13 protein-coding genes are annotated in these 9,227 nt (G+C 65.0%); 5 read left to right on the forward strand and 8 right to left on the reverse strand.

Annotated features, from left to right (window positions below; translation table 11 throughout):
* The 3 genes from BGN95_RS16345 to BGN95_RS16355 form a co-directional block, all read left to right on the forward strand.
* A partial coding sequence (locus BGN95_RS16345) for a glycine cleavage T C-terminal barrel domain-containing protein (protein ID WP_286773352.1) occupies window positions 1-302 on the forward strand: 302 nt, incomplete at its 5' end.
* The gene (locus tag BGN95_RS16350; protein ID WP_286773353.1) at window positions 295-819 is read left to right on the forward strand and encodes an aminomethyltransferase family protein; all 525 of its coding nucleotides are present in this window, start codon (window positions 295-297) and stop codon (window positions 817-819) included. The genes BGN95_RS16345 and BGN95_RS16350, both read left to right, overlap by 8 nt.
* A 142-nt stretch (window positions 820-961) precedes the next feature.
* Window positions 962-1,186, forward strand: coding sequence for a hypothetical protein (locus BGN95_RS16355; RefSeq protein ID WP_286773354.1), 225 nt, complete (start codon window positions 962-964; stop codon window positions 1,184-1,186).
* A 46-nt stretch (window positions 1,187-1,232) separates the two neighbouring features.
* Here the strand turns inward: BGN95_RS16355 and BGN95_RS16360 are convergent, their stop codons facing one another.
* The 6 genes from BGN95_RS16360 to BGN95_RS16385 all read right to left on the reverse strand — a co-directional run bounded on the left by BGN95_RS16360 (window position 1,233) and on the right by BGN95_RS16385 (window position 4,997).
* Window positions 1,233-1,607, reverse strand: a complete 375-nt coding sequence (locus BGN95_RS16360; protein ID WP_179515371.1) for a winged helix DNA-binding protein — start codon at window positions 1,605-1,607, stop codon at window positions 1,233-1,235.
* A 34-nt stretch (window positions 1,608-1,641) separates the two neighbouring features.
* Window positions 1,642-2,016, reverse strand: a complete 375-nt coding sequence (locus tag BGN95_RS16365; RefSeq protein ID WP_265268230.1) for a JAB domain-containing protein — start codon at window positions 2,014-2,016, stop codon at window positions 1,642-1,644.
* 140 nt (window positions 2,017-2,156) lie between these two features.
* Complete coding sequence (locus BGN95_RS16370; protein ID WP_265312399.1) at window positions 2,157-2,630, reverse strand: hypothetical protein; 474 nt, start codon at window positions 2,628-2,630, stop codon at window positions 2,157-2,159.
* A gap of 55 nt (window positions 2,631-2,685) precedes the next feature.
* Window positions 2,686-3,024: a hypothetical protein gene (locus BGN95_RS16375; RefSeq protein ID WP_179515373.1), complete on the reverse strand. Its 339-nt coding sequence runs from the start codon at window positions 3,022-3,024 to the stop codon at window positions 2,686-2,688.
* A gap of 68 nt (window positions 3,025-3,092) precedes the next feature.
* Window positions 3,093-3,776 carry a hypothetical protein gene (locus tag BGN95_RS16380; RefSeq protein WP_265312398.1) on the reverse strand — a complete coding sequence of 228 codons (684 nt, stop codon included), beginning with the start codon at window positions 3,774-3,776 and terminating at the stop codon, window positions 3,093-3,095.
* A gap of 270 nt (window positions 3,777-4,046) precedes the next feature.
* Window positions 4,047-4,997, reverse strand: a complete 951-nt coding sequence (locus tag BGN95_RS16385) for a LysR family transcriptional regulator (RefSeq protein ID WP_286773355.1) — start codon at window positions 4,995-4,997, stop codon at window positions 4,047-4,049.
* 126 nt (window positions 4,998-5,123) lie between these two features.
* Here BGN95_RS16385 and purU point away from each other — a divergent pair, with 126 nt between their 5' ends.
* Entirely contained in the window at window positions 5,124-5,978 is an 855-nt protein-coding gene (gene purU / locus BGN95_RS16390) for a formyltetrahydrofolate deformylase (RefSeq protein WP_286773425.1), read from the forward strand.
* Window positions 5,975-6,469, forward strand: a complete 495-nt coding sequence (locus BGN95_RS16395; protein WP_286773356.1) for a prolyl-tRNA synthetase associated domain-containing protein — start codon at window positions 5,975-5,977, stop codon at window positions 6,467-6,469. The genes purU and BGN95_RS16395 overlap by 4 nt, the downstream gene beginning before the upstream one ends.
* 134 nt (window positions 6,470-6,603) lie before the next feature.
* On the opposite strand, the gene BGN95_RS16400 is transcribed toward BGN95_RS16395, so the two are convergent.
* Entirely contained in the window at window positions 6,604-7,734 is a 1,131-nt protein-coding gene (locus tag BGN95_RS16400; RefSeq protein ID WP_286773357.1) for a tyrosine-protein phosphatase, read from the reverse strand.
* A 243-nt stretch (window positions 7,735-7,977) separates the two neighbouring features.
* Entirely contained in the window at window positions 7,978-9,027 is a 1,050-nt protein-coding gene (locus BGN95_RS16405) for an alpha/beta fold hydrolase (protein WP_286773358.1), read from the reverse strand.
* Window positions 9,028-9,227: the final 200 nt, after the last annotated feature.

Below are 9,227 nucleotides of genomic sequence, written 5' to 3' on the forward strand. Positions count from 1 at the left end.
TCGTGGCGAGCGGGCGAAAGCAGCTTGTCGGACTGTTGACCGAAGACCCCGATGAGGTGCTCGAGGAGGGCGCGCAGATCGTTGCCGATCCCAACCAGCCGGTGCCGATGACAATGCTCGGGCACGTCACCTCTTCTTATTGGAGCGCGACGCTCGGCCGCTCGATCGCGCTGGCGCTGGTGCGCGACGGACGCGCGCGGACCGGTGAGACGCTGCATGTGCCGATGCCGGGGAAGACGATCCGCGCGGTGGTGGGCCCGACGGTCTTTTACGATGCCGAAGGGAGCCGGCTCAATGATTGAGATCACGCCGCTTGCCGTTTCGGCGGCAGACCTTGTGGTCGGCACCGCGCCAGTCTCCGGGCATGACGTGCGCTTGAGCCTCGCACCGGCCGCCGCGCGCTATTCGCTCCGCGCGCGCGATCCCGCGACCTTGGCCGGCGTGATCGGGCGAGCGCTGCCCGCGCGGATCGGGGATATGCAGGGCGGTATCGCCTGCCTCGGCCCCGACGAATATTATGCGCTGCTGCCCGCCGGGGAGCGCGTGCCCGACGGCGCGGGGCTGCCGGTAAGCGTGGTCGACGTGTCGGACCGGGCGCTCGGCTTCGTTGTCGAGGGGACAGGGGCCGCGGCGGCGATCGCGACCGGCTGCCCGCTCGATCTCGATCGTTTCGCGGTCGGGCGCGCGACGCGCACATTGTTCGAGACGGTCGAGATCATCCTGCTGCGCGAGGACACGACGCGCTTCCGCATCGAGGTGTGGCGCAGCTTCGCGCCGTGGCTGTGGCATGCGCTCGTCGCGACGATTGCGGATCGCTGAACGCTGTTCCGCCGCGCCCAGAAAGAACAAATATGGTTCTTTCTATCGGTTACTTGGTGTCTGTCGCCGATTAAGGCCCGGGCCTGGCGTCCAGTCGACTGGACGCGGGCGGTGACTCAATCGGGTCGGGGCATGGTTAACTATGGATGACAGGGTCTGGTTTAAGAAAATACTATTCGCCTATATACCGATCAAGCCGGAAGGGTTTTTGGTATTATTCGGGCTCGCTTCAATATTCTTTCTGTTATTCTCGATCATCAGCCTCGCCGAACGGTATTTTTCGCAGGTCGATCTCGACATATTGAAGCTGCTGTCGTTCGTTTCATGCGCTTTCGCCGGCTATCTGGTGGCCGAACGGCGCAGTTAGCGCCGCCAGCCGGCGCCGTGCAGCGCGCTCTTCTTCATTTTTTCCTTCAATCTCTGAGTGTTGTTTGCGCGCGCTGGAATTGATCCGACAGGAATTGGTCGAGCGCGGCGATCACCTGGGGCGCGAGGCGGACGAAGGCCCGCCGCCGGTCAAGCGGATCGGGCTCGCGCGTGAAAATCCCACTGTCGATCAAGGCGTTGACATGGCGCAACGCGGTCGATGTCGGCGCCCCGGCGGTCGCGCATAGCGCGGTGATCGAGACCCGGCGCTCGACACCGTGATGAATATACAGATCGAGCAACAGGTTCCACGCCAGATCGCCGACGTCGAGATCGGGGAAGACCGTCTCGCGCCTGCGCCTGATCGACAGCATGAAGCTCGCAAGGGCGATCGATCGCGGGGAGGATGCAGCTAGGGTCATGTGGACTTTGATCCGGGTTCGGGGTGGCCTTGGCTCATAACAAGCCCGCGGCGCGCATGCTCAGCGCGCCACTTTCGGTGACGATCCAATGATCGACGAATTCGATCGAAAGCAGGCGGCTTGCCTCGGCAAGAATACGCGTGCTCTCGATATCGTGCGGCGTCGGTTTCCAGCGGCTCGACGGATGATTGTGCGCGATGATGATCGCACTCGCGTCGAACAGGATGCACTTACGAAGGATTTTATGGATTTCGACGCGAACCTTCCATCGCGTGCCGCTCGCGACGACCTGATCCTTTATCAGCCGATAGGATGAATCCAGGTACATCACCCGGATCTGCTCGACCGAGAGGCTTCCCATTTCGTGCGTAAGGTATCGCTCCACCAGCGCCGGCTGGTCGAGCAGCATCGTATTCTGGAGCTGCTCGCGGAGCAGCTGGGAAAACAGCTGCTCGGTCTGGCGGAGGTGCTGGACGCTCGGTCGAAGCTGGTCCGGGAGCGACGCGGTGTCGGCGCCGAGGATCTGGCGGAGGCCGCCGAAGGTGGCGATCAGTTCGGCTGCGACTTGCTCGCTTTGATGCCCGGCGATCGGCCGGATAAGCGCGGCCACCAGCGCGCGAGACGCTTCCGCACGGGCGGCCAGTCGCGCAACGTCACGAATTGCAGAAGGATCACGATCGGCCATGACCAGGAAACCGTCCCCCGGACATAGACCCAGGGGGCGATACCCGGCATCAGCCCCGCAAGATGCGACAACACCGTCACGCCTTGCAGCGCGGCGATCCAGGAAGGCCAGCGTGCTTCGGAACATGCGACAACGCCTAAAAGGGCTAACCAGGTCACCACATCGACCGTGACGAGCTTCCAGGAAATGTGCACGACGCGCTCGGACCCGGTAAACGGGATGAGCCAGGTCGCCAGGGCGGCCAGGGTCAGAATGACCCCGATCCGTCGCGCATTCCGGTCACCGATCAGGAGCGCCGACAGGACGCTGGTTACCAGAAGGATTGCAAAGATCGTCATCCGCATGGCTTGACCGGATCATGGAGCCATGAGCCGGTCAAGCCGACAATCGGTCTCAGGCGACCGCGCGGAGCACTTTCTCCTCGACGCCCGTCGGCAACGAGCTGCAGCAATCGCCGAACGCGCTTGGACCCTTGCGGATGACCGTGCGGAATTCCTTGAGCTGCAGGTGCGCTTCGGATGCCTGGTTGCGCGCCTTCATCGCGAGTTCGAGCGTACCGAACAACGACGCGATGATCGGCTGCGAGACAGGGGCGGCGATGCCGATGTCATTGCTCTTGACCGTGGCGGCCTTGAGGAGATCGCATCCGTCGGCCAGCGCCGCGTCGATACTGCGCTCGAAGCCGCGAAGCACGAGGCCGATTTCGCGAAAATCCTGTTCATATTCAGACATAGAGCCTCCTCAGGCGACAGCATCCGCTGCGCCTTACGTATGTGGCTCCGAGGAACCCCCTGGAGCGATTAACGAGACAGCTGGGCGTACATGTTGCCGAGCGCGATCGTCGCCAAAACGAGGGCCAGGGTTATCGCCAGCGACCGCCACACCCGGCTCCAGATGACCCCCGGGGTGGTGCCCGTTGGTCCCAAGGCCGCGGGGGCCAGCGTTTCATTATTACCCGCCGATATCGCGCCGAAAGTGAGTTCGGTATCGCGAAAGGTCAGCGAGATATCCCCGTTGATTGCCTGATCCCGTTCGTTCGACGAGGACGTCTTTGCGCCCGATTGCCGGGGGGACAAAAGGTCCTCTGGCGGGAGGTCCAATCGGTGGACCCCCTGGCGCGCCTCGTATTCGGCGAACTGACGCGCGGCGTCGAAGCGCGAATTCGTCCCGATCCGCTCCATCGCCTGTTTGATGACCTTGTCGATCGCCGCCTTCGATACCTCGTTCCCGCGCTCGCGCTCGGCACGCGCGATCTCGGCCGAATTCTGTCGAATCAGGACCGCGCGCAGATAATGCCGCTGGCGCTCGTTGAGCTTGTTGAAGCGATCGTCTCCAGTCACGCCCCCAAGCATATAGCCCCAGAATGGGGAGGAAAAGTTGGCTCTTCGGCGCGGGCCGGGCGTGGCGGGCCGATCGGGCCGGCACAGTATCAACAGAGCCGCGCACAGGTCTTTGTCATGCTCGCCGAAGCGCCAGCGGTTCAAATATCTCGGGGGCTGGCCCCGCGCGTATGCGAGAATTTTACCAGTAAAAAAAAGACGGCCGGGCAAAACGCTGCCCGGCCGCGTTCTGGGAGGTCCCGCTGAACGGGATTTCTATTTGCCATGATCATCACGGGATTTTCAAGATGACGCCTTCAAAATGAAGGAGATTGTCGATCGCTTGCGCGTGATTTCATCGGCGCGAGAAGATGGTTAACGAAAAGGGCCCACGATGTGGAGACGGGCGGCCGAAGAAAAAAGTTCGACCGGCCGCTAGCGGGCGACCGGCGCCGCCCACGGCAATCGCGCGAGCACCGGGGGAAGCGCCTGTTCGTGGATCACCGCGCGCGCGAGGCCCGCGGTGCTGGCGGCGAGATCGCCGAGTTCGCCGGCCCGCGCGACGACCTGGATGCGGCGGGAGAACCGCCCACGCGGCATCGGCTCGACGCGCAGCTGCGGGATCAATCCGGGCATCGCCGCGAGGCACAGCAATGAGGTGATGCTCCAGCCGATCCCCAGCGCGACGATCGTGAGCTGCTGGTGGATGATGTCGACCTCGATCACATTGGGCAGCGCGAGCTTCATCCGGGTGAGCTGGCTTTCGATCCGCTGCCCCATGCCGGTATCGAGCGAATAGCGCACGAAGGGGAGCCGCCCCGCCGCTTCGGCCGGATCGGGCGACCCGTGATAATCGCCAGGAAAGACGAGCACGAACGGATCGTCGGTAACGTCGTGATGCTCGATCCCGGGGTGTTTTTCGAGCGTGTTGCTCCCCGTAACCAGCATGTCGCACCGGCGGGCGAGGAAATCCTGTTGCTGGTTGAGCGATATCCCCGAGCGCACCCGCCACCGCCCGACCCTTTTGCCGGCGTGGTGGAGCAATGGGGCGGTGAGCAGGGTGGCCAGGGTTTCGGCCATGCCGATCGTGATCTGGTCGATCGGCTGTTGCGCGCCTTCGCGCACCTCGTCGACCACGCGCCGCGCGGTGGAGAGCAGGGTACGCGCGCGCTCGTACAAGGCGCGCCCCGCGGGGGTGACGCCCAAGGGGCGCAGCGATCGATCGAAGAGCGCGGTGCCGATGCCCTGTTCCAGCCGCGTGATCGTCTGCGACACCGCCGATTGGGTGATGCGCAATTGCTGCGCGCTCGCCGTCATCCCGCCCAGCTCGACGGTGAGGACGAACACCTCCAGCGCGTGAAGATCGAACTCGGGCGGCAGGCGCATCAGGCAGGCTCCGCAATAAAATTACCTGAAACTGTATATTACATGTTCTTATGAAAAGCCAGTCGACTTTCCGCCTTCCGGGCGCATGCGTAGATGCTAGAGCGGTGAGGGATGACGGGGATGAACATGGCCAAGCCCGATTTCGTGTTGCTGGTGTCGTGCGTCGATCGGAAGGGGATCGTCGCGGCGATCGCCAATTCGATCGCCGCACAGGATTGCAACATCGTCCATAATGCGCAGTTCGGCGATGCCGACAGCGGGCGCTTCTTCATGCGCGTTACCTTCACCGGCCCGACGGGGATGACCACCGAGAGCTTCGGGCGCGGCTTCCTGCCGGTCGCGGCGGCGTTCGATCTGCAATGGCAGGTCCATGATCTGTCGGTGAAGCAGCGCGCGCTGATCATGGTCAGCAAGGGCGGCCACTGCCTCAACGATCTCCTCTATCGCGCGGTCACCGGCTATCTGCCGATCGAGGTGACCTCAATCGTCTCCAATCACGAGATCTGGCGGCGGCGCGCCGAGCACGAAGGGATTCCCTATCACTATCTGCCGATCACGCCGGCAACCAAGGCCGAGCAGGAGCAGAAGCTGCTCGCGTTGATCGAGGAACAGCAGGTCGATCTGATCATCCTCGCCCGCTACATGCAGGTCTTGTCGGATTCAGCCTGCCGCGCGCTACAGGGCAAGGTGATCAACATCCACCACAGCTCGCTCCCCGCCTTCAAGGGCGCGCGGCCCTATCATCGCGCGTGGGAGCGCGGGGTGAAGATGGTCGGCGCGACCGCGCATTATGTCACCCCCGATCTCGATGAGGGGCCGATCATTGCGCAGGACGTGTCAACGGTCGATCACGCCGATACGGCCGACGATCTCATCGCGCAGGGGCAGGAAACCGAAAGCCGCGTGCTGACCCGCGCGGTCAAGGCGCATTGCGAGCATCGCGTGATGCTCAACGGCCAACGGACGGTGGTGTTCAAATGAGCGAGGAAGCGCTGCGCCTTGCCTTTGCCGATCGCGGGCTGGGCTGGGACGTGCTCGAACATCAGGCGGTGTTCACCGTCGAGGAGAGCCTGGCGATCCACGCCGCGATGCCCGGTGCGCATACCAAGAACCTGTTCCTCAAGGATTCGGGCGGCGCCTTCTGGCTGGTGACGGTCGATCACGCCAAGAGCGTCGACCTGAAGGCGCTCGCCGGGGTAATCGGCGCGAAGAAGCTGAGCTTCGGCAAGGCCGAGGATATGCAGGCGCTGCTGGGGGTGGCGCCCGGATCGGTTACCCCGCTCGCCGCGATCAACGACCGCGAGGCGCGGGTGCGAGTGGTGATCGACACCGATCTCGCCGAGGCCGCGCAGGTCAATGTTCACCCGTTGCGCAACACCGCGACGGTGGGGCTGCCGGGTGCGACGCTGCGCGCATTGCTTGCCGGCTGGGGGCACGAGCCGCTCGTGGCGACGATCCCGCAGCGCGGCTGAGCGCCCTGCGGTTAATTGGGATCACGTCGAGCCGCCCTTGCGCTCCCGGGAAGGCGGGAGCACAAGGAAGAGCGCACCACCTCGGCAAAGACCGGGGTCCAGTCGCGACCAGCTCCGGCCTGTGCCGGGGTGGATCACTTCGTCAGATAGCGCGCCCGCAATGCCTTAATGTCGGCCTCGGTGAGCCCGAGCCCGTGGCGGATATAATTGTCGAACGAGCCGTAGCGATGCTCGACCTCGTCGAACGCCGCCTGGATATAATCGGGGCGCACCGTCATCGCCGCTTCGAGATAGGCGGGTTTCATCGGCGACCCCGATTTGGCGAGCGCGGCGAGCGCCGCATCGTTCTTGGCGCGCAGATAGGTGTTGCTGAGCATATAATCGTGCAGCACCGTCTCACGCGGGACACCGAGCAGGGTGAGGATCACCGCGCTGGCCCAGCCGGTGCGGTCCTTCCCAGCGGTGCAATGATAGAGCAGGGCATTGGTGCCCGGTGCTTCGAGCTTCTGGAGCAGGTCGCGGTAGCCAGCGCGCGCGCTGGGCAGCGAGACGAACTCGCGGTTGGCGTCGACCAGCATCTCCGCGGCATGCCCGGAGGCGATCGCCGCCATCGCGCCGCGCATGTCGCCGCCCAATGAGCCCTGGCTGTCCTTGGCGATATCGAGCACCAGCGGCTCGGCGCCCGCCGCGACGCGATCGGGTTCGCGAGTGCGCTCGGCGACGGTGCGCAGATCGGCAATGGTGGTCAGTCCGAGTCTGCCCATCGCCGCGAGATCGGCATCGCTCAGCCGGTTGAGCTGATCCGAGCGATAGATCAGCCCCATCTTCACCCAGCGGCCGTCGCTGGTGCGATAGCCGCCGATGTCGCGCAAATTGGGCACCGTCGCGAGATGCAGCCCGCGATCGGCGACGACCAGCGGCTCGCCTTCCGCGGGAACGAGCGTGAAGAACCAGCGATGATCGGGGGCGAGCCCATCGACCGTCACCGCGGCGGTACCCAGCCCCTCCGCCACCGGCTTGCCGGTCGATACCGGATCGGGGCGCTCGCTGGCGAAGACGCGTACCGTGCCGGCATTCTGCCCGGTCCATTCGATGCGGTAGCCGCCGCCCGCGCGGGTGACCGAGGCGGCGGTGAACGGGATCGCGGCGACCCGTGCGGCGGCGGGGCGTGCGACTTGCGCCTTGCCGCGGGCGATCAGCGGGGCGGGGGCCGATACGGCCAAGGCCAGCGCCGTCGCGCCGATCAGTTTCCGCGAGATGTTCATCGATTGCCTCCGCCGGTTAGCCCTCGGCGCCCGTTTCCGCTGGGCGAGCGGCGTGAGTCAACCGCTTTGCGTAGGCGTGTGTGAATTTTTCTCCGCAAATCGGCGCACCGTTGGGGCAACCTTGTGCTCCCGCGAAGGCGGGAGCCCAGACTGGGTCCCCGCCTTGGGTTCCCGTCAAAGTACTACTTTGACGGGGCCCCTTCGCGGGGGACACAAGGGGGATCACATTTCGCGCCCGATGCGCTAGCGCCGCGCCCAGGCGCAGATGCCGAGCGTCGCGCCCTTTGCCACCAATCCCTCCGCTTCTGCCTTGGCCACCGCCCGCGTCTTGCCGGCCTCACAGATCACACTCTGGTCGGCGAAACCGGCGAGTTCGATCAGCACCTGATCCCAGTGGCGATATTGCACGTCATGCGCTTCGCCGGGGAAGACGCGGAACGAGGCGACATTGGGATAATGGCTGCGCCAATATTCGGCCTGGTCGATCTTCACCAAGGGATCGGCGCCGCCCTGATAGATATGCACCGGCGCGGTGACCTTCGAGACATCGGGGGCGGGGCCGCAATAGCGCAGCATCTCCGCCGCCTCGGGGGTGGGATCGCCCATCTGGCCGCGGATGAAGAAGGTGCGTGCGCCTTCCTCATAAGCGCGATCGGAGAAGCCGGGGATGCGGAAGGTCGGGCTGTTGGCGGGGAAGGCCCACCAGCTTTGCGGGTTCTGTACCGAGGATCTGACCCCCGCGGTGGCCTGTTCGAGCGATACCTTGCACCGCGCCGAGCCCGCCGAGGTGGCGGCAGTGGCGAGCATATGGACCGAGATCAACCGCTCGGGCATCGCCCCGGCGACCGCCGCCATATACGGCCCGCCGCCCGAGATCGCGACTCCGGCGAAGCGCTTGACCGCGAGATGATCGAGCACCGCGCGCACCTCACCGGCATAATCGGCAAACCCCCAATCGGGCTTGAATGCGGTGTCGCCGAAGCCGTTACGCTCGACGGTGATGAAGCGCAGCTTGAGCTGCTGGCGCAATGTCTTGAGGAAATCGGTCATCCCCGCAGCGCGCGCGCTGGTGCCTGTGCCGCCGATGAACAGGACGGTGCGGCCGCCGGCCTCGCCGGTGTCGGTATAATGGACCACCCGGCCGGACGGCAGGGTCAGCGACTGCACCGCCGGGCCGAAATCGTCGAAGTCGGACTGGATCGCGCCGATCGCCGGCACCGAGGGCGGATCGGCCAGCGCCGGGGTCGCCCCGATCAACATGGCCGGCAGCGCGAGCAATCCGATCTTCATCATCCTCTCCTCTTTATCGTTTTCGACTATTTCCCCGGCATCGAAATCCGTCGCCCGGCGCCGTCGGGCGGGGCAAGCCCGGCCTGCGCCTTGGCCAGCGCCGCGACCTTTGCGGCGGGCGTCCCCGAGGCGGGGCCGCCACGCCCGGTCCTGGCGTCGACGTGGAGCAGCATCTGTTCGGCGGTCGCGACGCAGGCGCCGTC

The sequence above is a fragment of the Sphingomonas sp. 66-10 genome (genome assembly GCF_001897045.1).
In the GTDB taxonomy this organism is placed as follows: domain Bacteria; phylum Pseudomonadota; class Alphaproteobacteria; order Sphingomonadales; family Sphingomonadaceae; genus Sphingomonas; species Sphingomonas lycopersici.

What these genes read in the sequence shown, in the direction of transcription:
- BGN95_RS16350 (WP_286773353.1), top strand. Translation starts at nt 295, where the DNA reads ATGATTGAGATCACGCCGCTTGCCGTTTCGGCGGCAGACCTTGTGGTC.
- BGN95_RS16355 (WP_286773354.1), top strand. Translation starts at nt 962, where the DNA reads ATGGATGACAGGGTCTGGTTTAAGAAAATACTATTCGCCTATATACCG.
- BGN95_RS16360 (WP_179515371.1), bottom strand. Translation starts at nt 1,607, where the DNA reads ATGACCCTAGCTGCATCCTCCCCGCGATCGATCGCCCTTGCGAGCTTC.
- BGN95_RS16365 (WP_265268230.1), bottom strand. Translation starts at nt 2,016, where the DNA reads ATGCTGCTCGACCAGCCGGCGCTGGTGGAGCGATACCTTACGCACGAA.
- BGN95_RS16370 (WP_265312399.1), bottom strand. Translation starts at nt 2,630, where the DNA reads ATGACGATCTTTGCAATCCTTCTGGTAACCAGCGTCCTGTCGGCGCTC.
- BGN95_RS16375 (WP_179515373.1), bottom strand. Translation starts at nt 3,024, where the DNA reads ATGTCTGAATATGAACAGGATTTTCGCGAAATCGGCCTCGTGCTTCGC.
- BGN95_RS16385 (WP_286773355.1), bottom strand. Translation starts at nt 4,997, where the DNA reads ATGCGCCTGCCGCCCGAGTTCGATCTTCACGCGCTGGAGGTGTTCGTC.
- purU (WP_286773425.1), top strand. Translation starts at nt 5,124, where the DNA reads ATGGCCAAGCCCGATTTCGTGTTGCTGGTGTCGTGCGTCGATCGGAAG.
- BGN95_RS16395 (WP_286773356.1), top strand. Translation starts at nt 5,975, where the DNA reads ATGAGCGAGGAAGCGCTGCGCCTTGCCTTTGCCGATCGCGGGCTGGGC.
- BGN95_RS16400 (WP_286773357.1), bottom strand. Translation starts at nt 7,734, where the DNA reads ATGAACATCTCGCGGAAACTGATCGGCGCGACGGCGCTGGCCTTGGCC.
- BGN95_RS16405 (WP_286773358.1), bottom strand. Translation starts at nt 9,027, where the DNA reads ATGATGAAGATCGGATTGCTCGCGCTGCCGGCCATGTTGATCGGGGCG.